15 protein-coding genes are annotated in these 23501 nt (G+C 60.9%); 6 read left to right on the top strand and 9 right to left on the bottom strand.

Annotated features, from left to right (window positions below):
* Positions 1-39: 39 nt before the first annotated feature.
* A complete protein-coding gene (gene uvrA, locus ACM6IQ_RS04600; RefSeq protein WP_017341067.1) occupies positions 40-2874 on the bottom strand; it encodes an excinuclease ABC subunit UvrA in 2835 nt (944 codons plus the stop codon).
* 191 nt (positions 2875-3065) lie between these two features.
* Between uvrA and ACM6IQ_RS04595 the strand changes: the two genes are divergently transcribed.
* Positions 3066-4463 carry an MFS transporter gene (locus ACM6IQ_RS04595; RefSeq protein ID WP_017341066.1) on the top strand — a complete coding sequence of 466 codons (1398 nt, stop codon included), beginning with the start codon at positions 3066-3068 and terminating at the stop codon, positions 4461-4463.
* A gap of 9 nt (positions 4464-4472) precedes the next feature.
* Positions 4473-5000, top strand: a complete 528-nt coding sequence (locus ACM6IQ_RS04590; protein ID WP_017341065.1) for a single-stranded DNA-binding protein — start codon at positions 4473-4475, stop codon at positions 4998-5000.
* 70 nt (positions 5001-5070) lie between these two features.
* On the opposite strand, the gene ACM6IQ_RS04585 is transcribed toward ACM6IQ_RS04590, so the two are convergent.
* Together ACM6IQ_RS04585 and ACM6IQ_RS04580 are read right to left on the bottom strand one after the other, a co-directional pair.
* A complete protein-coding gene (locus ACM6IQ_RS04585) occupies positions 5071-7275 on the bottom strand; it encodes an OsmC domain/YcaO domain-containing protein (RefSeq protein ID WP_414878163.1) in 2205 nt (734 codons plus the stop codon).
* Between the two features lie 187 nt (positions 7276-7462).
* On the bottom strand, positions 7463-8017 hold the full coding sequence (locus ACM6IQ_RS04580; protein WP_017341063.1) for a cysteine hydrolase family protein: 555 nt from the start codon (positions 8015-8017) through the stop codon (positions 7463-7465).
* 101 nt (positions 8018-8118) lie between these two features.
* Between ACM6IQ_RS04580 and ACM6IQ_RS04575 the strand changes: the two genes are divergently transcribed.
* The 3 genes from ACM6IQ_RS04575 (at position 8119) to ACM6IQ_RS04565 (ending at position 11177) form a co-directional block, all read left to right on the top strand.
* Positions 8119-9114: a GlxA family transcriptional regulator gene (locus tag ACM6IQ_RS04575; protein ID WP_414878162.1), complete on the top strand. Its 996-nt coding sequence runs from the start codon at positions 8119-8121 to the stop codon at positions 9112-9114.
* Positions 9115-9319: 205 nt separating this feature from the next.
* A complete protein-coding gene (locus ACM6IQ_RS04570) occupies positions 9320-10429 on the top strand; it encodes a DUF3182 family protein (protein WP_414878161.1) in 1110 nt (369 codons plus the stop codon).
* The gene (locus tag ACM6IQ_RS04565; RefSeq protein WP_017341060.1) at positions 10419-11177 is read left to right on the top strand and encodes an alpha/beta hydrolase family protein; all 759 of its coding nucleotides are present in this window, start codon (positions 10419-10421) and stop codon (positions 11175-11177) included. The genes ACM6IQ_RS04570 and ACM6IQ_RS04565 overlap by 11 nt, the downstream gene beginning before the upstream one ends.
* Before the next feature lie 117 nt (positions 11178-11294).
* On the opposite strand, the gene ACM6IQ_RS04560 is transcribed toward ACM6IQ_RS04565, so the two are convergent.
* The 5 genes from ACM6IQ_RS04560 to ACM6IQ_RS04540 all read right to left on the bottom strand — a co-directional run bounded on the left by ACM6IQ_RS04560 (position 11295) and on the right by ACM6IQ_RS04540 (position 16639).
* Entirely contained in the window at positions 11295-12296 is a 1002-nt protein-coding gene (locus tag ACM6IQ_RS04560) for a lysylphosphatidylglycerol synthase domain-containing protein (protein ID WP_414878160.1), read from the bottom strand.
* Complete coding sequence (gene clsB / locus ACM6IQ_RS04555; protein WP_414878159.1) at positions 12283-13578, bottom strand: cardiolipin synthase ClsB; 1296 nt, start codon at positions 13576-13578, stop codon at positions 12283-12285. The genes ACM6IQ_RS04560 and clsB overlap by 14 nt, the downstream gene beginning before the upstream one ends.
* The gene (locus ACM6IQ_RS04550; protein ID WP_414878158.1) at positions 13575-14372 is read right to left on the bottom strand and encodes an endonuclease/exonuclease/phosphatase family protein; all 798 of its coding nucleotides are present in this window, start codon (positions 14370-14372) and stop codon (positions 13575-13577) included. The genes clsB and ACM6IQ_RS04550 overlap by 4 nt, the downstream gene beginning before the upstream one ends.
* Positions 14369-15295 carry a DUF72 domain-containing protein gene (locus ACM6IQ_RS04545; protein ID WP_414878157.1) on the bottom strand — a complete coding sequence of 309 codons (927 nt, stop codon included), beginning with the start codon at positions 15293-15295 and terminating at the stop codon, positions 14369-14371. The genes ACM6IQ_RS04550 and ACM6IQ_RS04545 overlap by 4 nt, the downstream gene beginning before the upstream one ends.
* 132 nt (positions 15296-15427) lie before the next feature.
* Positions 15428-16639: an MFS transporter gene (locus tag ACM6IQ_RS04540; RefSeq protein ID WP_414878156.1), complete on the bottom strand. Its 1212-nt coding sequence runs from the start codon at positions 16637-16639 to the stop codon at positions 15428-15430.
* Between the two features lie 311 nt (positions 16640-16950).
* Between ACM6IQ_RS04540 and ACM6IQ_RS04535 the strand changes: the two genes are divergently transcribed.
* The gene (locus ACM6IQ_RS04535; protein ID WP_414878155.1) at positions 16951-19068 is read left to right on the top strand and encodes a mechanosensitive ion channel family protein; all 2118 of its coding nucleotides are present in this window, start codon (positions 16951-16953) and stop codon (positions 19066-19068) included.
* A gap of 27 nt (positions 19069-19095) precedes the next feature.
* On the opposite strand, the gene ACM6IQ_RS04530 is transcribed toward ACM6IQ_RS04535, so the two are convergent.
* A complete protein-coding gene (locus ACM6IQ_RS04530) occupies positions 19096-23394 on the bottom strand; it encodes a DEAD/DEAH box helicase (RefSeq protein ID WP_414878154.1) in 4299 nt (1432 codons plus the stop codon).
* Positions 23395-23501: the final 107 nt, after the last annotated feature.

Below are 23501 nucleotides of genomic sequence, written 5' to 3'. Positions count from 1 at the left end.
TCACCGACAAAGTGACAGGGGCTTTTTCATGGGCCTGATTCAGGCCTTGTCGCGAGCCAGCAATGGCTTGAGGTAGAAACCGGTGTGAGACTGCTTCATCTCGGAGACTTCCTCTGGCGTGCCGACCGCAATGATCTGCCCGCCTTTGGAGCCCCCTTCCGGTCCAAGATCCACCAGCCAGTCAGCCGTCTTGATCACGTCCAGGTTGTGCTCGATCACCACCACGGTGTTGCCGTGGTCGCGCAGTCGATGCAACACGTCGAGCAGTTGCTGGATATCCGCGAAGTGCAAACCGGTAGTCGGTTCATCGAGGATATACAGCGTCTTGCCGGTATCGCGCTTGGACAGTTCGCGGGACAGTTTCACCCGCTGCGCTTCACCACCGGACAGCGTGGTCGCCGATTGCCCGAGCTTGATGTACGACAGGCCGACATCCATCAGTGTCTGAAGCTTGCGCGCCAGTGCCGGAACTGCGTCAAAAAACACCCGAGCTTCTTCGATGGTCATCTCAAGGGTTTCATGGATGCTCTTGCCCTTGTACTTGATCTCAAGCGTTTCACGGTTGTAGCGCTTGCTCTTGCAGACATCGCATGGGACATAGATGTCCGGCAGGAAGTGCATTTCAACCTTGATCAAGCCGTCGCCCTGACAGGCCTCGCAGCGTCCGCCCTTCACGTTGAAGGAGAAACGCCCCGGCCCGTAACCGCGCGAACGGGATTCCGGCACGCCGGCGAACAGTTCACGAATCGGTGTGAATAACCCGGTGTACGTCGCCGGGTTGGAACGTGGGGTGCGGCCAATCGGGCTTTGGTCGATGTCGACGACCTTGTCCAGATGCTCCAGCCCTTTGATGCTGTCGTGAGCCGCAGCCTCAAGCGTCGTTGCACCGTTGAGTGCCGTCGCGCTCAAAGGAAACAGTGTGTTGTTGATCAGCGTCGATTTACCCGAGCCAGACACGCCGGTGACACAGGTCAGCAGACCGATCGGAATGTCCAGATCGACGTTACGCAGGTTGTTGCCGCGCGCCCCCTTGAGGGACAACGACAACTTCTTGTTGCGCGGTGTGCGTTTGGCCGGTACGGCGATTTTCACCCGGCCGGACAAGTATTTGCCGGTCAACGAATCAGGGTGAGCCATGACCTCGGCCGGCGTACCTTCGGCGACGATATGCCCGCCATGCACGCCAGCACCCGGACCGATATCCACCACATAGTCAGCCAGGCGAATCGCATCTTCATCGTGCTCGACCACGATCACCGTGTTGCCGATATCGCGCAGGTGCTTGAGCGTGCCCAGCAGCCGATCGTTGTCGCGCTGATGCAGACCAATCGACGGTTCATCGAGGATGTACAGAACGCCAACCAGACCGGCACCGATCTGACTGGCCAGGCGAATCCGCTGAGCTTCACCGCCAGACAACGTGTCGGCACTGCGATCCAGCGACAGGTAGTCGAGACCGACATTGACCAGGAACTGCAGGCGCTCACGGATTTCCTTGAGGATCTTGTCGGCAATTTCGCCGCGACGCCCGGTCAGTTTCAGTACACCGAAGTATTCGCACGCATCGCCAATCGGCAGATTGGTGACGGCCGGCAAAGTCTTCTCGCCGACCCAGACGTGTCGTGCCTCACGACGCAGGCGGGTGCCACGGCAATCCGGGCACGGCTGGGTACTGAGGAACTTGGCCAGTTCCTCGCGCACGGAGGCCGATTCGGTTTCGCGGTAGCGACGCTCCAGGTTCGGTACGATGCCTTCGAACGGGTGCGAACGTTTGACGATGTCGCCACGGTCGTTCAGGTACTTGAAGTCGACGTTCTGCGAGCCACTGCCGTGCAGGATGAACTTCTGCTGATCGGCGGGCAGTTCATTGAATGGCACTTCGAGGCTGAACTTGTAGTGCGACGCCAGCGACCCGAGCATCTGGAAGTAATAGACGTTGCGCCTGTCCCAGCCGCGAATCGCGCCCTCGGCCAGGGTCAGCTCACCATTGACCAGTCGCTTGATGTCGAAGAACTGCTTCACGCCCAAGCCGTCGCACGTCGGACAGGCGCCGGCCGGGTTGTTGAAGGAGAACAGTTTGGGTTCCAGCTCGCTGATGGCGTGGCCGCAAATCGGGCAGGCGAAGCGCGCGGAGAAGATGATTTCTTCACCCGGCTCATCATCCATCGGCGCAACCAGCGCAATGCCGTCCGCCAGCTTCAGCGCGGTCTCGAACGATTCGGCGAGGCGTTGTTGCAGGTCGGCGCGGACCTTGAAGCGGTCGACTATTACATCAATCGAATGCTTCTTTTGTTTATCCAGCTTCGGCAGCTCATCCAGTTCGCAGATCCTGCCGTTGACCCTGGCCCGCACAAAGCCCTGGGCCCGCAGTTCTTCGAACACTGAAAGATGTTCACCTTTGCGCTCGCGAATCACCGGCGCCAGCAGCATCAGCTTGCTGCCCTCCGGCTGCGCGAGGACCAGGTCAACCATCTGGCTGACCGTCTGTGCTTCCAGCGGAATGTCGTGATCCGGGCAACGCGGAATACCCACGCGAGCGTAAAGCAGGCGCAGGTAGTCGTAGATTTCGGTGATGGTGCCGACGGTCGAACGCGGGTTATGCGAAGTCGACTTCTGTTCGATGGAAATGGCTGGCGACAGGCCTTCAATGGTGTCGACGTCCGGTTTTTCCATCATCGACAAAAACTGCCGGGCATAGGCCGACAGCGATTCGACATAGCGGCGCTGGCCTTCGGCGTACAGCGTGTCGAATGCCAGGGACGATTTGCCGGATCCGGACAGGCCGGTGATGACGATCAGTTTGTCCCGCGGCAGGGTCAGGTCGATGTTCTTCAGGTTGTGGGTTCGGGCCCCACGAATCAGGATCTTGTCCAAAGTGGCCTCGCTCGGCGGGCGTCGAAAACGTAGGAGTATACGGCCAAATACTGGATGGATGCACACTATCAAACGAGTGGATGACTGTCGTACATGAAGAGTCTGTCAGCGGAGCGCGTCAAAGCGTCGCGATATACCCTGTCAATCGATGGGACTGGTAGAATCGCCGCCGGTTCACATGAGGTTTTTCCATGCACGATCCCCACAGCGAACGCATGAGTGGCAGTGAGACCCGCGCAGCAAGCGGTCTGGCCCTTGTGTTCGCCTTCCGTATGCTTGGCATGTTCATGGTGTTGCCGGTATTGGCGACCTATGGGATGGATCTGGCGGGAGCGACCCCGGCCCTGATCGGGCTGGCGATTGGCGCTTACGGCCTGACCCAGGCGATTTTCCAGATCCCTTTCGGTTTCATTTCCGACCGCATCGGGCGTCGCCCGGTGATTTACCTGGGGCTGATCGTCTTCGCCCTCGGCAGCGTGCTGGCGGCCAATGCCGATTCGATCTGGGGCGTTATCGCCGGACGCATCCTGCAAGGCGCCGGGGCCATTTCCGCGGCCGTGATGGCGTTGCTGTCAGACCTGACCCGCGAACAGCATCGGACCAAAGCCATGGCCATGATCGGCATGACGATCGGTCTGTCGTTCGCGGTCGCCATGGTGGTAGGACCGTTGCTGACCCGCGCTTTCGGCCTGTCCGGATTGTTTTTCGCCACCGGTGGCATGGCGCTGTTTGGCATCGTGATCGTGATGTTTATGGTGCCGCGCTCCACCGGGCCGTTGCAGCATCGCGAGTCCGGCGTCGCGCGTCAGGCGCTGATGCCGACGCTCAAGCACCCGGACCTGCTGCGCCTGGACCTGGGCATTTTTGTGTTGCACGCGATGTTGATGTCGAGCTTCGTGGCGTTGCCACTGGCCCTGGTCGAAAAAGCCGGGCTGCCCAAAGAGCAGCACTGGTGGGTCTATTTGACTGCGCTGCTGATTTCTTTCTTCGCCATGATCCCGTTCATTATCTACGGCGAGAAGAAACGCAAAATGAAACGAGTTTTATTGGGCGCGGTGCTGACGCTGATGCTCACTGAGCTATTCTTCTGGCAGTTCGGCGATAGCTTGCGGGCTCTGGTGATCGGGACGGTGGTGTTCTTTACCGCGTTCAATCTGCTGGAAGCTTCGTTGCCATCGCTGATCAGCAAGGTTTCACCGGCGGGCGGCAAGGGCACGGCGATGGGGGTTTATTCCACCAGCCAGTTCCTCGGTTCGGCGCTGGGCGGGATCCTCGGCGGCTGGATGTTCCAGCACGGCGGTTTGTCGGCGGTATTCCTCGGATGCGCCGGCCTGGCTGCCCTCTGGCTGGCCTTTGCTGTTACCATGCGCGAACCACCTTACGTGACGAGCCTGCGCTTGCCGTTGTCGCCCGAGGCGATCCGCGAAGCGGGTCTGGTCGAGCGCCTGAAGGCCGTCGTAGGGGTAACAGATGCAGTAATCGTCGAAGATGAAGCGGCGATTTACATAAAATTGGACACCGAACTATTGGATCGCACCACCCTTGAGCGCCTGGTGAACAACCCGGCCGGGGCAGCGTGCGTAGCCTAGGAGAACGTTATGGCCCGTGGGGTTAACAAAGTCATATTGGTCGGCACTTGCGGCCAGGATCCCGAAGTTCGCTACTTGCCTAACGGTAACGCCGTGACCAACCTGAGTCTGGCGACCAGCGAACAGTGGACCGACAAGCAAACCGGCCAGAAAGTCGAGAAGACTGAATGGCACCGTGTGTCGATGTTCGGCAAGGTAGCGGAAATCGCCGGCGAGTACCTGCGTAAAGGTTCGCAGGTCTACATCGAAGGCAAGCTGCAGACCCGCGAGTGGGAAAAAGACGGTATCAAGCGTTACACCACTGAAATCGTGGTCGACATGCAAGGCACCATGCAACTGCTCGGTGGCCGTCCACAGCAGGGCGACCAACAAGGCGGGGGCAACAACTATCAGCAGTCCGCCCCGGCTCCACGCCAGCAGGCTCCGCGTCCGCAACAGTCGTCGGCACCTCAACAGTCGCGTCCGGCTCCACAGCAGCAGGCCGCTCCTCAGCCGGCTCCGGATTTCGACAGCTTTGATGACGATATCCCGTTCTAAGAAGCGGCTATTCAGTCAGTAACAAAAAAAGCGAAGCCAGTGATCTGGCTTCGCTTTTTTGTGGACGCTGTTAGCGGGATAAAGGGGTCACATTGGCCCGCGCCGTGTGCAGCTTTTTGTAGCTGTCGATCAACCGCAGGTGCCGGTCGAGCCCCTCCAGTTTCATGCTGGTCGGCGTCAAGCCATGGAAGCGTACGCTGCCGTCCACCGAGCCGATCGCTGCATCCATCCGCTCGTTGCCGAACATCCGGCGGAAGTTGGCCTCGTAGTCCTCCAGTTCCAGGTCTTCGTCCAGTTTCATCTCCAGCACCACATTGACGGCCTGATAGAACAAGCCACGCTCAACCGTGTTGTCGTTGTACTGCAGGAACATCTCCACCGCTTCTTTCGCCTCTTCAAATTGCTGCAAGGCGAGATAAATCAGCAGCTTCAATTCCAGGATCGTCAGCTGACCCCAAGCGGTATTGTCGTCAAATTCGATGCCGATCAGGCTGGTGATGTCGGTGTAGTCGTCCAGCTCGCTTTCCACCAGACGCTCTGCCAGTGCCTGCAGTTCGGCCTCGTCCAGGCGATGCAGGTTCAGGATGTCGGCGCGGAAGAACAGCGCTTTGTTGGTGTTATCCCAGATCAGATCGTCTACCGGATAAATTTCCGAATAGTCCGGCACCAGGATGCGGCAGGCCGTCGCGCCGATATGCTCGTACACCGCCATGTACACTTCCTTGCCCATGCCTTCGAGAATGCCGAACAAGGTTGCGGCTTCTTCGGTATTCGAGTTTTCACCCTGGCCGGAGAAGTCCCACTCCACGAATTCGTAATCCGACTTTGAGCTGAAGAAGCGCCACGACACCACGCCGCTGGAGTCGATGAAGTGCTCGACGAAGTTATTCGGCTCGGTCACCGCGTGACCTTCAAACGTCGGCTGTGGCAAGTCGTTGAGGCCTTCGAAACTGCGGCCCTGAAGCAATTCGGTCAGGCTGCGTTCCAGCGCCACTTCCAGGCTCGGGTGCGCGCCGAACGAGGCAAACACACCGCCGGTACGCGGGTTCATCAGCGTGACGCACATCACCGGGAACTCACCCCCCAGGGACGCATCCTTCACCAGCACGGGGAACCCTTGTTCTTCCAGCGCCTGAATGCCGGCCAGAATTGCTGGGTACTTCGCCAGCACGTGGGCCGGCACATCCGGCAGTGCAAATTCACCTTCGATGATTTCGCGTTTGACCGCGCGCTCGAAGATCTCCGACAGGCACTGCACCTGGGCTTCGGCCAGCGTGTTACCGGCACTCATGCCGTTGCTCAGGAACAGGTTTTCAATCAGGTTGGACGGGAAATACACTACTTCGCCGTCCGACTGGCGCACGTACGGCAGCGAGCAGATGCCGCGCTCTTCATTACCCGAGTTGGTATCGATCAGATGAGAACCACGCAGCTCGCCGTCGCGGTTGTAAATCTTCAGGCAGTACTCGTCGAGAATGTCGGCCGGCAGCGCATCTTTACGGCCAGGCTGGAACCAGCGTTCGTCCGGGTAGTGCACAAACGCAGCGTTGGCGATGTCTTCGCCCCAGAACTGATCGTTGTAGAAGAAGTTGCAGTTCAGTCGCTCGATAAACTCGCCCAGCGCCGAGGCCAACGCGCCTTCCTTGGTTGCACCCTTGCCGTTGGTGAAGCACATCGGCGAGTGCGCATCGCGGATATGCAGCGACCACACATTGGGCACGATATTGCGCCACGAGGCGATTTCGATCTTCATCCCCAGGTCTGCCAGAATGGCCGACATGTTGGTGATGGTTTGCTCCAGCGGCAGATCCTTGCCGGCAATATAGGTGCTCGCCTCTGAACTGGAAGCAGGCATCAACAATGCCTGGGCATCGGCGTCGAGGTTGTCCACTTCTTCGATCACAAACTCAGGCCCGGCTTGCACCACTTTTTTCACGGTGCAGCGGTCGATGGAGCGCAGGATGCCCTGGCGGTCCTTGTCGGAGATGTCCGCCGGCAGCTCGACCTGGATCTTGAAAATCTGGTTGTAGCGGTTTTCCGGGTCAACAATGTTGTTCTGCGACAGGCGGATGTTATCCGTGGGGATATTGCGGGTGCTGCAATACAACTTCACAAAGTACGCCGCACACAGCGCCGACGAAGCCAGGAAGTAGTCGAACGGACCCGGTGCCGAGCCATCGCCCTTGTAGCGGATAGGTTGATCGGCCACCACCGTGAAGTCGTCGAACTTGGCTTCAAGCCGAAGGTTGTCGAGAAAGTTGACCTTGATTTCCATGGGGGATTACCAGAATAACGGGCTAGACGATTTGGTCGCCATTATCCGGCTTTTCGGCGGTAAGTCTTGTGGTTGTCCAGTCCCGAGACAGGTTTGCACCTGTTTCACCCCAAACGCCCGATGCACGGCACCGGGCTTTCTGTGTTTCGGGAGCGTCGGGTGGCAGCACCCGACGCGCAAGCGTTGATCAGTGATGCGCCGCCAGGAACTCGTCGGTGGACACCACGCTGGCATAGGCGAAACCCAAGGCCGACATGAACGCGGCGTGAACGTGGGCCGCCGGAACGGTGAGGCCGTTGAACTCCAGGTCACGTGAGGCACAGGCATCATGAATGACCGTGACGGTGTAACCCATGTCGGCGGCTGCGCGGGTAATGCCGTCGATGCACATGTGGCTCATGCTGCCGATCACCACCAGTTCCTTGATGTCTTGTTCGTCGAGGATCGACTTCAGTTCGGTTTCGCGGAACGAGTTCACGAAATGCTTGAGCACCACCGGCTCGTCGGCTCGGTTGAGAACTTTGGGGTGCAGCTTCGCGCCTTCGGAGCCCGGAGTGAAGAACGGCGCGTCGTTGGAGGTGAATTCGTGGCGAATGTGCACCACCGAATCGCCAGCATCGCGGAAGGCCTTGATCAGGCGTACGGCGTTGTCTGCGGCGGCATCCGCACCGACCAGCGGCCACTTGCCTTGGGGGAAGTAGTCGTTTTGGATATCGACTACGATGAGTGCTTGCTTGGCCATGACTGTTTCCTCGAGTGGGTGTTGGGTGTGGAATGAAGTATCGGCTCTGGCAGGCCGTCCGAGGATTGGCCGCACCGACAATAGAAGGGGTAAAACTGACAATGGACGCACAAAGGGCAATCGCCGAGCTGGGCGTGCTGATTTATCCGGGCGCGCAGATGGCGGCAGTGCACGGGCTGACGGACTTGTTCGGAGTGGCGAACCAGATTGCTGCCGACTATCAGGCTTCACAGTTGCCGCTGTTGCGGGTCAGCCATTGGCAAGTCGATGCCGGTCAGGCACCCACGCGCGTCTACGACAGCCATCCCGCGCCGGACGGTGCATTGGTGGCGGTGCTGATCCCGCCGTCGATTGCCGGTTTTTCCGAAGGCCAGGCGCCGCAAGGCTTGCTGAGCTGGATTCGGCAGCAACATGCACAAGGCGCGACCCTTGGTGGCGTCTGCGTGGGCTCGATTCTATTGGCCGAAAGCGGCCTGCTCGACGGCCGCAGCGCCACCACCCACTGGACCTCGGCCAAGGCGTTCGCCGAGCGTTACCCGGCGATCCGACTCAAGGCCGATACACCGATCGTCGACGACGGCGACCTGATTACCACGGCTGGGTTAATGGCCTGGTCCGAGCTGGGTTTGCGTCTGGTCGACCGCCTGCTGGGACCGAGCATCGCCACCGGCACGGCGCGTTTTCTGGTGGTGGAACACAGCGACAGCGCGAGCGAATGCGGCAGTAATTTTTCACCGATCCTCAGCCATGGCGACGCCTCGATTCTCAAGGTACAGCATTGGCTGCAAAGCACCGGGGCGACTGATGTGTCGCTGGCGGCGATGGCCGAACGGGCAGGGCTGGAAGAGCGCACGTTCCTGCGCCGATTCCGTGCGGCGACCGGGTTGAAACCCACCGAGTACTGTCAGCACCTGCGGGTCGGCAAGGCCCGGGAAATGCTTGAATTCACCAACGGCACCATCGATCACATTGCCTGGACCGTGGGTTATCAGGACCCGAGCGCCTTTCGCGCGACGTTCAAGAAGATAACGGGTCTGGCGCCGAGTGATTATCGGTCGCGGTTTGGCGTTTCGCCGACGGCAGCCGTGGCTCGTTAGCCCGAACGCCACATTGGATCTGAGCATGGCTTGGGTCGTGCAAAATGCCGGAACTGAAACAGGTGTCGTGCAGAATAAGACAGGCGTAGTGCTATCACCTTTTCAACAACTTATTGATTTGCCGTTCATTTCACACCGGGTGCGATTGGCCTGATCTCTGCACCCCTACCACTACATTCATCGAGCGCCGATTGAAGGGGGACGCATGACCCCAACAAACCGCAAGAAACTGGTAGTCGCCCATTCGGTGCGCCCCGACGCGCCACAACATGAAGTCGAAACCAACCGCGCGCTGGCCCGTTGGCTGGCGCAGATCCTCGGGCTCAAATTCGGTGGCAGTTTCGATCCCGAACTGCACAGCGGTCGTGACCTTTATCTGTTGCCCACCCAAACCCTGGTCGGTGCCGCTGCCGCGCGGCAGTTGGGCGTCAGCGGACCGGAGGATTTATGGGGTGGCTACGTCGAGCATGATTTCATCTGCACCAAAGCCATCAGCCACGGCCTGCGGAATAAAAACGCTCACGCTCCGCAAGGTTGGTCGCCGCTGTTTTCCGAGCGGGTGCGCAGTGTGGTGCTGGATGGCCTCAGCGTGTTTTCCCTCGACGATGCGCGCCCTGCGGCGGAACATTTGCTCTACAGCGGCCCCATTCGCATGAAGCCGATTCATGCCTGTGCCGGGCGGGGTCAGGAGGTGATCAACAGCCTTGATCAGTTCGACGAAATCCTTGCCAGGCCCGATGCTCAAACGCTGTTCACCGAAGGTGTGGTGCTGGAACAGGACCTGACCGACGTGGTGACCCACAGCGTCGGCCAAAGCTTCATCGGCGACAAAGTGTTGAGCTACTGCGGTGATCAATACTTGACCAGCGACGCCCAGGGCGAGCAGGTTTATGGAGGGTCCAACCTGCTCGTGGTGCAGGGTGACTACGACGATTTGCTCAAGCTGGACTTGCCCGATGAGGTGCGATTGGCAATCCGCCAGGCGCAGGTGTTCGACAGTGCCGCGGACGAAGCCTATCCCGGCTTCTACGCGTCGCGGCGCAACTACGACATCGCGCAAGGCCTTGACGCTAACGGCCTGCAGCGCAGTGGCGTGCTCGAACAGTCCTGGCGCATGGGTGGCGCCAGCAGCGCGGAAGTGGCGGCATTGCAGAGTTTCGTCAACCACCCGACCATGCGCGCCATCCGCGTGTCTTCGGTGGAAACCTACATCGATCAGGCGCTGCCGGCGGACGCCATCGAGGTATACCGCGGGCCGGCGCAAGACAGTGAATTTCTTCTCAAGTACGTAACGGTCCAATCCTATGACGGCTAGAAGCGAAACCATTCAGATCGACATCGACGATGAACAGATGAGCGGGACTTTTCTCAGCCCCAAATCGAAAGTCCCCGGCGTGCTTTTCGTGCACGGCTGGGGTGGCAGCCAGGAACGCGACCTTGAACGGGCCAAAGGCATCGCCGGTCTGGGCTGCGTGTGCCTGACGTTCGACTTGCGTGGGCACACCGGCGGCACCGGCATTCCGCTGACGCGGGTCACGCGAGAAGACAACCTGCGCGACCTGCTGGCGGCTTACGACCGATTGCTTGCGCATCCGGCACTCGATACCTCGGCGATCGCCGTGGTCGGTACCAGTTATGGCGGTTACCTGGCGTCGATCCTGACGTCATTGCGTCCGGTACGCTGGCTGGCGCTGCGGGTGCCGGCGCTGTATCGCGACGAGCAATGGCATACACCCAAGCGCGATCTGGACAAGATGGATTTGCGCGATTACCGCAGCACCCTGGTTCGCGCCGATAGCAATCGCGCGTTGCACGCGTGTTCGCAATTTACCGGGGATGTGCTGTTGGTGGAGTCTGAGACCGACGACTGGGTGCCACACGCGACGATCATGAGCTACCGCGCCGCGTGCCAGCAGACGCATTCGCTGACGCACCGGATTATCGACGGCGCCGATCACGCGTTGAGCGAGCCGGTTTCGCAGCAGGCGTACACCTCGATTCTGGTGGACTGGATCACTGAGATGGTGGTGGGTGAGCGGTTGAGCATCATTCAATCCAAGTGATTTGTGGCGAGATAGCTTGCTCCGGCTGGACTGCGCAGCAGTCCTCTTCTTTTCAGAGATAAAGGGGGCCGCTTCGCGACCCGGCGGGAGCAAGCTTCCTCGCCACAAGAGCCGTTATCACTTGGGCTTTTTCGCGATCCGCAGCGACTTGGCCTTGGCCTCGACCACCAGATACATCACCAGCGTAATCAGCAACGGCAAGATGAAATAGATCGCCCGATAGGCCAGCAACCCGGCCACCAGGCTCCCCCGCGACACCTCATGCTGCAGCAATGCCACAAACACCGCTTCCAGCACCCCAAGCCCCGCCGGAATGTGGGTGATGACCCCGGCAATGGCGCTGATCAGCAATACCCCGAGCACCAACGGATAATCCAGTTTGCTCGGCAGCAAAGTGAAAATAACCGCCGCCATCAGCGACCAGTTCAGCGCGCCGAGACACAGTTGCAGGAACGCCATGCGCAAGGAAGGCAGGTTGATTTCCACGCCTCGAATGGCCCACTCGCGCCGCTTGGAAAACCGGCACGCCGCCAGATAACCCGCGCTCACCAGCAATAACAAAACGCCCACCCCTTGCAACGCGCCAGTGCTGAGTTTCCAGCCGGGCGGCATGCGCACCAGTCCGCTGCTGAACACCGCGCCGGCAATCACCATGTAGCCGAACCAGTTGGTCGCCAGGCTCAGGCCGAGGATTTTCGCGATGTTGCTTTTGCTTACGCCGAGCCGCGAATACAAGCGATAACGCATGGCGATGCCGCCGACCCAGGCGCTGAGGTTAAGGTTGAACGCGTAGCTGATGATGCCCACCGGCAGTATCTGCTTCCAGGTCAGGTCCTGACGAATGTAGGTGCGGCCGATCAGGTCGAAGCAGGCGTACACCAGGAAACTCACCAGCGTCAGCCCGGAGGCAATGATCAGCGTGCGCACCTTGAAGTCGGCGAGGGTATCGAACACCTCGTTCCATTCGATGCGCTGGGCCAGCATCGTGAACAACACGATCAGTGCCAGGAAAAACAGCATCGTCAGCGGTTTTTTCCAGCGACTCCAGCGGGTTTTTTTTACCGAGGCAGGTGTCGTGCTGTCGGCGTGAGGCGCCGAGTGTGTTTCAGCGCGGTCCATGAAGATCACTCCCGGCAACGTGGGTGAAGGGTTTCAGGCGCGGCTTGTGTGCCGGCAGCCAGCCGGCCCACGCCGGGAAGTGCCGCAGAAAGTGAAACACCAGAAAACCGACGGTCATGTGCCAGACCCGCCCGCGCGGGGATTTATCTGCCGACATGGCTTTGCAGTGGTTGTTACTCAGCATTTCGAGGCGTTCGAACAAATCGCGGTTGAAGGCGCGATCGCGGATCAGCACGTTGGCTTCCAGGTTCATCGACAGGCTCAGCGGGTCGAGATTGCTCGAACCGACGGTGCTCCAGTCCTCGTCCACCAATGCGACTTTGCCATGCAGCGGCCGCTCGCAATACTCGTGAATCTGCACGCCGGCCTTGAGCAAGTAGTCATAGGTCATGCGCGCGGCCAGTTTGGCCACCATCATGTCCGGCTGACCTTGCAGAATCAGCCGCACCTCGACGCCACGGCGAGCGGCGTTGCGAATCTCGCGCAGCAGGCGATAGCCCGGGAAGAAATAGGCGTTGGCGATGACCACGCGGCGCTGGGCACTGCGCAGCACCTGTCGATAAACCTCTTCGATATCGGTCCGGTGATCGCCGTTGTCGCGGTACACCAGCCTGACTTGGCCATCGTGGTCGCTGAAGGCCAGTTCCGAACGCCGCTGCCGGCGCCGCTGCCACCAGTATTTGGCCCGCGCCGGGCGGCCGCTTTGCAGCAGGGCGAAATGATGAATGTCCGCCACCGCCGGGCCTTGCACTTCAACCGAGTAATCCTGCTTGGCCTCGGGACCGAAGTCAGCCAGATGGTCGGCGGAAAAGTTGATTCCGCCGATGAACGCAATCGTGCCGTCGACCACCACAATCTTGCGGTGCAGGCGCCGAAACCAGTTGGTGCGAAAGCCGAGCCGTTTCGGCGCCGGGTCAAATATCTGAATGCGCACGCCGGCCTCGCTCAATGCCGCGAGATAACCGGTGGTCAGCTCGCCGCAGCCAAAACCGTCGAGGCTGGCGGTGACGCGCACGCCGCGTTGCGCCGCCTCGATCAGCACTTGCTGCAGCTCGTTGCCCACCTTGTCCTCGAACACGATGAAGGTTTCCAGGAGGATTTCAGTCTTGGCCTGGCGCATGGCCTCGAACACCCGTGGAAAATACGCTTCGCCGTTCTCCAGCAGTTCCACCAGGTTGTTGCCTTGCCAGCCGTATTGGACGTCGACCACGCCGGGTTCACGGATCGACGGGTGGGTGGCCAGGTGTTCCGCAGTGGTTTTTTCCATCGGTGCGCTGCTCATAGCTCGATCTCCACCGATAGCGGTGCGTGGTCGGAAAGGTGTGACCAGGGCCGTGCCGCCAGGACTTTCGGGTGGCTGGCCTTGAGGTTGCGCACGTAGATGCGGTCCAGGCGCAAGGCCGGCAAGCGCGCCGGAAAACTGCGCGCCGGTTTGCCGTGGTGTTCGGCGAACACCTCGCGCAGTCCACAGGGTTTGAGCAGCGCATCGGCGCGCTGGCGCCAATCGTTGAAGTCGCCGGCGACAATCACCGGCGCATCAGCCGGCAACTCTTCGAGGCGCTGGGCCAGCAGCTTCAGCTGTTCGTTGCGATGGGTTTCGCGCAGGCCCAGATGAACGCAGATGGCGTGCACCTCCGGGCCGTCGCCGGGCAGGCGCAATACGCAATGCAGGATGCCGCGGTTCTCGTGTCCGCTGATCGACACGTCGAGGTTGTCGTGGCGAATGATCTGGAATTTCGACAGCAGCGCATTGCCGTGATCGCCCGCCGGGTACACCGCATTGCGTCCGTAGGCGAACTGCGGCCACAGCGTGTCGGCAAGGAATTCATACTGCGGCATTGTCGGCCAGTTGCTGTAGCGCCGGGGATGATGTTCGTGGGTGCCGTGGACTTCCTGCAAAAACACCACATCGGCGGATACGCTGCGCACCGCTTCACGCAGTTCCGGCAGGATGAAGCGCCGGTTCAGCGCGGTAAAACCCTTGTGCGTGTTGACCGTCAGCACGGTGAAGCGGCGCACGGCGGCCATGGCTGGCGGCTGGTCATCGATGGCACTGAACGGCTCGGGCCCATTCATGGCAGCACCCCTTCGGCAGCCGGCTCGCCGGGGGCGGTGGCGAGGTTCTTGTCGAGATGAAAATGTTCAAGCAAACGGCGGGCATCGAAGGGCGCGCGGACTTTGCTGTCATTGTCGAAATAGCAAAACACTTCCCGGGATTTGCGTGCCTTGGGTTTTTGCCGTGGTGCGATCAGATGCGCGTCGGAGGGTTGTCGGCCGTGGTTCCAGGCCTCGATCCGCGCGGCCCAGCGTTCCAGCGCTTCGGGGGTGTAACCGCTGGCATAGAGTTCTTCGGCGCCGTGCAGGCGCAGGTACACGAAGTCGCTGGTGATGTCTTCGCGATACGGCCATTTACCGGCGGTGTCAGCAATGACCAAGGCGACGTTGTGGCGTTTGAGCAGGCGGACAAACGCCGGGTCGATGAAGGTGTCGTTTCTGATCTCGACGGCATGACGCAGCGGCTTTTTCTTATACGCCTTCAGGCTGGCGTGACCGTTCACGTGTGAATCGTGCTGGCGGGCGAGGGTGGAAGCCTGTTCGGTGTTGCGGGGCAATTGCTCGAGAAAGTGGTCGAACAGCTCAGCGTCGAATTTGAAACTGGGCGGGAATTGCCAGAGGACAGGACCGAGTTTTTCCTTGAGTTCCAGTACCCCGGAGGCAAAGAAATTCGCCAAGGGTTTATGGACATCTCGAAGGCGTTTGATGTGGGTGATGAACCGCGGGGCTTTGATACTGAAGACGAAGTCTGCCGGGGTTTCGTCGTACCACTGGGCGTACCGTTCGGGCCGTTGCAGGGCGTAAAACGATCCATTGATTTCGATGCTGTTGACCGACCGTGACGCGAACTGCAATTCGCGCTTCTGGGTCAGCCCCTTCGGGTAGAAATCCCCCCTCCAGGGTGTGTAGCGCCAGCCTGAAATACCAATGTGAATCCCCGCCATGTCGCCTCCCGTCTGATGGTCCTCGGTTGCCCCTGTCTTTTGATGACTGCGGGGCAAGCGAGAAAGTTTCGACGGGGCTACAGACGGTAAACGCTCGAAAGACCACCGAGGATCCTGTGGGAGCGAGCATTATCAGTGGCCGGCGACGATGCGGGTCGAACCTTCAGCCGGTTCGGCATACACCGGGCCGAGACGATCAAGACGACCGCTCCACGCGGTCAGCGCCAGTGCCACCAGCACTACCAGGCCACCGATCCATGCGGTATGGATCAAGCCCATATGAGCGACGATCAAACCACCGCCCCACGCACCACCGGCAATGCCGAGGTTGAACGCGGCGATGTTCAGCCCAGACGCTACGTCCACCGCCTGCGGCGTGTGATGTTCGGCCTGACGCACCACATACACCTGCAAGCCCGGCACGTTGCCGAATGCAACCGCACCCCAGACCAGCACGGTGGCCAGCGCCAGCCATGGGTTGCCGGCGGTGAACGTCAGCACGAACAGCACGGCGGCGAGCAGGGCGAAGATGATTTTCAGGGCGCTGATCGGGCCGCGTTTGTCGGCCAGTTTGCCGCCCCAGATGTTGCCAACTGCCACCGAGATCCCGTAGACCAGCAACACCAGGCTGACGGTGCTGGCGCTGAAACCGGAGATGTCCTGAAGAATCGGCGCCAGGAACGTAAACGCGATGAACGAGCCGCCGTAACCGACCGCCGTCATGGCATACACCAGCAGCAGACGCGGTTGCTTGAGTACCTGCAATTGCTGCAACAGCGAAGCCGGTTTGCTGTGCGCGATGTTCTTCGGCACGTAGAGCAGGCTGCCGATGAAGGCGATCACACCCAGCGCAGAGACGGCGAGGAAGGTTTCACGCCAGCCGAAATGCTGACCGATAAACGTCCCCAGCGGCACGCCGGTGACCAGCGCGACCGTCAGGCCGGTGAACATGATCGCAATCGCACTGGCGGCTTTTTCCTTCGGCACCAGGCTGGTGGCAATGGTCGAGCCGATCGAGAAAAACACCCCGTGGGCCAGGCCGGTGACGATTCGCGCAATGATCAGCGATTCGTAGCTCGGCGCTTTCCAGGCCAGCAGGTTGCCGAGGGTGAACAACACCATCAGCGACAACAGCAGCAGTTTGCGCGGGACTTTGCCGGTGAGAGCGGTCAGCACCGGTGCGCCGATGGCAACGCCCAGGGCGTAGAGACTGACCAGCAGGCCGGCAGACGGCAGGCTGACGCCAAGGTCGGCGCCTATCGTGGGTAACAGGCCAACGATGACGAACTCGGTCGTCCCGATGGCAAAGGCGCTGAGGGTCAGCGCGAGCAAGGCAATGGGCATGGCTGCAACTCCGGTGGATTGATTGATGGAGCGCAGTGTCCGGGTTTGGGTTGTGCGGAAAAATAGAGGGGTGGGCATTTGATATTTGCGTTCAGGTCAAATATCAACAGAGCACCACGGTTAAATGTGGGAGCGAGCCTGCTCGCGATAACGGTGGTTCCGCCCCATCAATGCTGGATGTGCCGCCGCTATCGCGAGCAGGCTCGCTCCCACAGGGAGAATGGCTGGAACGTTATCTCGCGGCCAGAACCGAACTTGCCGGGCATTTGCCAATCAGTTCCTAACAGACCCTTTTCAAGGAGCTCCCCGTTTTGCTCAAGTTCAAGACCGCGATATTACTGGGGGCGTTGCTGTTTCTCGGCAGCAACGAACTGGAAGCCACCACGCTGCCGGGACTTCCCGCCGCAGCGGAAGAGCCAGCGAAACCTGAACCGCTGGTCCAGGGCGGCTTGCTCGGGGCGATCAGTTCCAGCATCGACGACGTTCAGGACAAGCTCGACCTCAACGAAGACCTGGTCGACGCCTGGCGCCTGCGAGCGGATCGGGCGGCGGATGAAGTCGACAAACTGGTGAATCGACCTTCGTCTCGATCACCGATGAGCGTGGTCGGCGATTTCCTGTTGTTGTCCGGCGTCTGGCTCGGCGTGTTCGCCTTGCTCACAGTGCTCGGCGCCCTGCTGGACAAGCGCTTGAGTGCCGGGCGTTTTTTTCGAAAACGGCAACGCAGCCAGGACCTGCTCGGCTACCTGCTGCCGTTCACGATTCCCGCGTTGATCTGCCTGCCGCTGACGTTATACGTCAGCCATTTTCTGCCGAACTCGGTGGGCCGGGCGTTGGCCCTGTGTTTTGCCTACGCCACCAGCAGCGGCATTTTCTCCACCTCGATGTTCTTGTGCGTGATCGTCATGTTCAACACCGGGCACAAGCGCCGTGCGGTGCAGATCATTCGTGATTACTGCCCCAAACCGCTGTTCCTGATCGGCTTCCTTGCGGCGCTCAGCGACGCCTTGACCAGCCCGCAGATCGCCCGGCAGCTGGGCGGCAACATCACCAGCAGCATCGCCGTGTTCACCGGGCTGTTTGCTTCAATCATCTTTGGATTGCTGGTGATTCGCCTGAGGCGTCCGGTGGCGCATCTGATCCGCAACCGGGCGCTGGCGCAGCGCTTGAAACAGCCTTCCTTGCAGGAATCCCTGCGGATCTTTTCCCGGCTCTGGTACTGGCCGATTCTACTGATGGTGATGGTGTCGGCGATCAACCTCATCGGCGTCGGCGAGGACAATCAGAAAGCCCTGCGTTGTGCGTTGTTCACCACCATTCTGTTGATCGCCACGGTGTTCCTCAGCACGATTTTCCAGCACCTGTTCAATTCCGGAAAAGCCCAAGCGATCCAGCGCAGCAGCGCCTACAAAGAACGCTTTCTCAGCTTGCTGCATGCACTGCTGCGGATTGTCATGGCCGTGGCGTTCATCGAAATTCTCGGGCGTATCTGGGGCGTCTCGCTGTTCGAGTTCGCCGAGCGCAACTCGGTGGGCCGGGCGATCAGTGAGTCGCTGAGCAGCATGGGCCTGATCTTCCTGGTGACCTGGTTGCTGTGGGTGGTGCTCGATACAGCGATTCAGGAAGCGCTGAAGCCGCCGATCAATAAACGCACGACACAGCCCAGTACGCGGGTAAAAACCATTCTTCCACTGCTGCGCAACGCGATCAAAATCATCCTCGTGGTGATCTGTGCAATCACCACCATGGCCAACCTCGGTATCAACGTCGCACCGCTTTTGGCGGGTGCCGGGGTGGTCGGCCTGGCCATCGGTTTCGGCTCGCAGCAACTGGTGCAGGACGTCATCACCGGCCTGTTCATCATCATCGAAGACACCCTGTCGATTGGCGACTGGGTCGTGCTCGATTCCGGGCATGCCGGCACCGTCGAAGGCCTGACCATCCGCACCTTGCGCCTGCGCGACGGCAAAGGGTTTGTGCACTCGGTGCCGTTCGGGCAGATCAAGGCCGTGACAAACCAGTCGCGGCAATTCGCCTATGCGTTTTTCTCGGTGCAGTTCACCTACGACACCGACGTGGACAAGGCCATCGAGCTGATTCGCGAGGCGGGGGAGTCGATCCGTGAGGACGCATTTCTCAAGTACAACCTGCAAGGGCCGCTGGATGTGTTTGGCGTCGACAAAATGGACCTCAACGGCGTGGTGCTGACGGCGCAGTTCCGTACGGTATCGGGTGGGCAGTATGCGGTGAGCCGGGCGTTTAACCAGCGTTTGAAGAAGCTTGTGGATAACAGCCCATGGGTGCATTTCGCGCAGACTTATCCACAGCAGGTTTTAATGCCGAAGCGGGGGATGGGGGAGCCGGAAGATGACGGCGCAGCGCCGGAGAATTCGCCGGTGTTGCTGCCGGATCAGCCGCGTACTCAATGATTTTTCTTGGGGCCGGCCGGGACAGCATCAATGCCGGATCAGTTTGTTGCGTATTTCGATCGTCGATTCCAACCAGAAAACCTGCTTTCCGGCGATCTCGGCAGCCACCGGAAGACCATCGCGATACACCAGTCGATTGCTCGCCAACGCCGGTACTTTCGCGCCGGGTAACAGCGTGCCCGCCAGGTTCAGCGGATCCACCCCGCACACAGCGATCAAACTGCCGTCATGTGCCCGCCGCCGAACTTCCCGCAGCAATGGGATCGCCTCGGGCAAGGCGAATTGCTCGCCGGCCAGGCCATTCACGAACCGCCCACCACGAATCTCGCCGCGGGCCTCCAGCCGATGGAACGTGCGCAGCAATTCGCGCCAGCTCGGCAACCAGTCTGCTTCGCGTTCCAGCAGGCGCCAGAACACCACGCCGTAGCGGCGCAGCAAGGTCAATGCGATGTGTTCCAGCGTGTCGCTCGGTGTTGGATGTTTGTTGTCCACGGTCGGCGCTGGTGGCCCGCGTCGAAGCAAGGCCCAGCGACCGGCATCGTCCATGCCGCCGATAAACGCCCCGCGTCCGCGTCGGCTGCTGCGGGCCTGGCGTTTGCTCGCCGGCGTAATCAGCGCCCGCAAACCGGCAAAGCTGTCGGCGTTCACCAGCCCGGCGCCGACCAGTTCCTGCAAGGCGATTTCCAGCTCAGAGCGCAGCAGATGAGCCTCGTGAATCAGCTCATCGAAAAACAGCGCGCCATGCTGACTGAGTGCTTGATGAACCTTTTGCGTTTTCGGCGACAGTTCGTTGACGGGTGTCTGCTCGGTCAGACTGCTCCACAACCCGACCTGACTGCGCGGCAGCAGCACAATGGGCGTGCTGCGCAACGCGGTGCTGGTGCTTTTGCTGCGTGCAGTCAGGCGCGTCCAGACCAGTTTGCCGCTGCGACACAGGTCATCCAGCCAGCTTGCCGAATAATCCTTGATCCGCGCCGGCAGAATGTCGCTGTCCCAGGCGGAAGCTGCGGCAGGGTAGCCTTCGAATTGACTGACAATCGCTGGCAACACGGTGCTGCCCTGGCCCTGAGTCGCCGCAGAAAGATGCTGCCAGTCAAATAGGAAACGCATGAAATCCTGCAGCGCCACGGGTTCGATTTCCCGCCGCAGGCGCTTGACCGTGTAGCGATGAATCCGCGCCAGCAAATGCCGTTCGCACCATTCCTCCTGATCGGTGCCGGGGGTGAATCGCCCGCGCAGCACATAACCTTCGCGCTCCAGTTGTGCCAGCGCCTGGGTGATGTGTATCGGAGGAAATCCCAGCGGTTCGGCAATCGCGCTCAGCGGCAACGGACCAAAAGCGCTGAGCCGCGCGCGGATGACTTCCAGCAACGCGTCGTCCGGCTCCCAGGCCTCATCGAATCCTGGCAGCGCCTCCAGCGGAGGGAACAACTGCGCCTGTGGATACATCGCCCGCAGGCACGTCAGTCGTTCCACTGCCAGCCACAGTGATCGCTCGGCATCGACCTGCAACCGACTGGCGCGCCCGCTGTCGGCAAGTGCGTTCAGCCACTCGGGCCACTGCGGATTGGCCTGTGCCTCGGCATCGCTGATGCACGCCAGACTCATCAGCGCCTCATGCATTTCATCAAGGCCGGTCGGCGTCGGCCAGGCCTCATCGCGTACCGCTTGAATCGCCTCGGCATCCAGTGCGCCGAGGTCGTCGGTGGACTGCGGATCGGTCCAGCGCCGGTTGAGCACGGCTTGGGTTCGGCGCTCTTCCAGCGGCGCGTCGTCAAGGAAGGTATAAGGTCGGGCGCTGAGAATTTCTGCCGCCAGTGGCGAGGGCGCGGGCAGGTCACGGCTGATCAGGCGAACGTCGCCGTTTTCCATCCGGCGCAACAAGGCCAGCCAGCCTTCGCAGTCCATGGCTTCGTGCAGGCAATCGTCGAGGGTTTGTTCCACCAGCGGATGGTCGGGAACCTCGCGCTCGCCGGCGAGGTTTTCCACGCAGGCAATCTGGTCGGGGAACACACTGGCGATCAGGTCTTCGCTTTTCATTCGTTGAATCTGCGGCGCGACTTTACGCCCGCCGGTGTAACGCGGCAGCGCCAGCGCGACCCCGGCATTCCAGCGCCAACGCACGCCGAACAGCGGCGCATCGAGTACTGCTTGGATCAGCAGGTGCTCGGCGCTGTTGCTGTGCAGGTAACGCCAGACTTCGTCGAGCTCAAAACTGTGGCTGGTGGACAGCGACAGGACGATCGCGTCTTCGCTGGCGGCAGCCTGCAATTCGAAATTGAAGGTGCGGCAGAATCGCTTGCGCAGGGCCAGGCCCCAGGCGCGGTTGATACGGCTGCCGAATGGCGTGTGGATGATCAGTTGTGTGCCGCCGGACTCGTCGAAAAAACGCTCCATCAGCAGCGTGTCCTGGGACGGCAGGGCGCCCAGTGTCAGGCGCGCGCGGGCGAGGTAGTCCACCAGTTGTCCGGCGCTGGCGAGGTTGAGGCCGAGGGTGTCGGTCAGCCAGTCGAGGGCGGGTTGCAAGTTGCCGGGCGTAGCGCCGAGCAGGGCATCAAGTTGCGCTTGCAGGCGGGCCACGGCGAAGGACAATTCAGCGCTGCGCCCCGGCGCTTCACCGAGCCAGAACGGAATGGTCGGCGGCTGCCCGTGAGCATCTTCGACCCGGACTTTGCCGGTGTCGACCCGCAGGATTCGGTACGAGGTATTGCCCAACTGAAAGATGTCGCCGGCAATGCTTTCCACCGCGAAATCTTCGTTGACGCTGCCGATGTTCAGCCCTTGCGGTTCCAGCAGCACGCTGTAGTCGGCGTTGTCCGGAATGGTGCCGCCGCTGGTCACGGCGGTCAGTTTGCTGCCCCGGCGACCACGCAACGTGCGCGTCACGGCGTCGCGGTGCAGGAACGCGCTGCGAATGCCCTGGCGACCGTTGTAGCCTTCGGCGAGCATCTGCAGCAGCGCCTGATAATGTTTTTCGTCGAGACCTGCGTACGGCGAGGCTTTGCGGAACATTTCCAGCAGCGCTTGTTCCGGCCATTCCTGGCAACTGACCTCGGCGATGATCTGCTGGGCCAGTACATCCAGGGGAGCTTGAGGAATGTTCAACGTGTCGAGTTCGCCCCGGCGCACGCAGTCGAGCAGGGCGGTGCATTCGATCAGGTCATCGCGGGTGGTGGCGAATAACCGGCCTTTCGGTGTGCCACCGACCTGGTGGCCGGAGCGGCCGACCCGTTGCAGAAAACCGGCGATCGAGCGCGGTGAAGAGATCTGGCAGACCAGATCGACATCGCCGATGTCGATCCCCAATTCCAGCGACGCCGTGGCGATCAGCACTTGCAGGTCGCCGCGCTTGAGCCGCTGTTCGGCGTCGAGGCGGAACTCCTTGGCCAGGCTGCCATGGTGGGCGGCGACCGCTTCCTTGCCGAGACGCTCGCTCAAATGCCGGCTCAAACGTTCGGCCAGGCGTCGGGTGTTGACGAAAATCAGCGTGGTGCGGTGTTCGCGGGCGAGGACGGCGAGGCGGTCGTAGACCAGTTCCCAGACATCATTGGCCATGACGGCGGACAACGGCACCGGCGGTACTTCGATGCCCAGATCCCGCGGCCGCGCGTGGCCGATGTCGATGATCGCGCATTCGCGATCACGTCCCACCAAAAAGCGCGAGACGGCCTCGATCGGTTTTTGCGTGGCGGACAGCCCGATGCGCATCAGCGGTGTTGCGCACAACGCCTGCAAACGCTCCAGGCTCAAGGCCAGATGACTGCCACGCTTGCTGGCGGCGATGGCGTGGATTTCATCGACGATCACCGTGCGCGTGGTGCCGAGCATTTGCCGGCCGGAGTCGGAACCGAGCAGCACGTAAAGGGATTCCGGGGTGGTGACCAGAATGTGCGGCGCGGTCTTGCGCATTGCCGAGCGGTCTTTTTGCGGCGTGTCCCCGGTGCGCACGGCGGTGGTGATCTGCCGCTCGGGCAAGCCCATCGCGCGTAACTGTTCACGGATGCCGGCCAGCGGATTTTGCAGGTTGATCTGGATGTCGTTGGACAAGGCCTTGAGCGGCGAGACGTAGACCACCAGGGTTTCGTCAGGCAAACCGCCTGCGGTTTCCTGGGCACGGTGAACCAGGTCATCGATGACGGCGAGAAACGCGGTGAGGGTTTTGCCGGAGCCGGTGGGCGCGGCGATCAGGGTCGAACGGTGCTGGCGGATCAGCGGCCACGCCCGGGCCTGGGCGGCGGTAGCCGTCGGAAAGGTGCTGCTGAACCAGGCGCTGACGGCGGGGTGGAAGCCTGTCAGGGCCGCGTCCGTGGGAATGGGCAGATTCATGGAACAATTTATGCGGGTGGGGATGGGAAGATGCAAGTACCGCTCGGTTTATCACCGGCTTTGTGGCGAGGGCGCTTGCTCCCGCTGGCCTGCGCAGCAGCCCCAAA

This window comes from Pseudomonas sp. IT-P100 (genome assembly GCF_949767185.1).
Classification (GTDB): domain Bacteria; phylum Pseudomonadota; class Gammaproteobacteria; order Pseudomonadales; family Pseudomonadaceae; genus Aquipseudomonas; species Aquipseudomonas fluorescens_B.
Note: the sequence above shows the minus strand (reverse complement) of the source record. Positions and strands in the feature narration are given on the sequence as shown.

What these genes read in the sequence shown, in the direction of transcription:
- ACM6IQ_RS04595 (WP_017341066.1), top strand. Translation starts at nt 3,066, where the DNA reads ATGCACGATCCCCACAGCGAACGCATGAGTGGCAGTGAGACCCGCGCA.
- ACM6IQ_RS04590 (WP_017341065.1), top strand. Translation starts at nt 4,473, where the DNA reads ATGGCCCGTGGGGTTAACAAAGTCATATTGGTCGGCACTTGCGGCCAG.
- ACM6IQ_RS04585 (WP_414878163.1), bottom strand. Translation starts at nt 7,275, where the DNA reads ATGGAAATCAAGGTCAACTTTCTCGACAACCTTCGGCTTGAAGCCAAG.
- ACM6IQ_RS04580 (WP_017341063.1), bottom strand. Translation starts at nt 8,017, where the DNA reads ATGGCCAAGCAAGCACTCATCGTAGTCGATATCCAAAACGACTACTTC.
- ACM6IQ_RS04575 (WP_414878162.1), top strand. Translation starts at nt 8,119, where the DNA reads ATGGACGCACAAAGGGCAATCGCCGAGCTGGGCGTGCTGATTTATCCG.
- ACM6IQ_RS04570 (WP_414878161.1), top strand. Translation starts at nt 9,320, where the DNA reads ATGACCCCAACAAACCGCAAGAAACTGGTAGTCGCCCATTCGGTGCGC.
- ACM6IQ_RS04565 (WP_017341060.1), top strand. Translation starts at nt 10,419, where the DNA reads ATGACGGCTAGAAGCGAAACCATTCAGATCGACATCGACGATGAACAG.
- ACM6IQ_RS04560 (WP_414878160.1), bottom strand. Translation starts at nt 12,296, where the DNA reads ATGGACCGCGCTGAAACACACTCGGCGCCTCACGCCGACAGCACGACA.
- clsB (WP_414878159.1), bottom strand. Translation starts at nt 13,578, where the DNA reads ATGAGCAGCGCACCGATGGAAAAAACCACTGCGGAACACCTGGCCACC.
- ACM6IQ_RS04550 (WP_414878158.1), bottom strand. Translation starts at nt 14,372, where the DNA reads ATGAATGGGCCCGAGCCGTTCAGTGCCATCGATGACCAGCCGCCAGCC.
- ACM6IQ_RS04545 (WP_414878157.1), bottom strand. Translation starts at nt 15,295, where the DNA reads ATGGCGGGGATTCACATTGGTATTTCAGGCTGGCGCTACACACCCTGG.
- ACM6IQ_RS04540 (WP_414878156.1), bottom strand. Translation starts at nt 16,639, where the DNA reads ATGCCCATTGCCTTGCTCGCGCTGACCCTCAGCGCCTTTGCCATCGGG.
- ACM6IQ_RS04530 (WP_414878154.1), bottom strand. Translation starts at nt 23,394, where the DNA reads ATGAATCTGCCCATTCCCACGGACGCGGCCCTGACAGGCTTCCACCCC.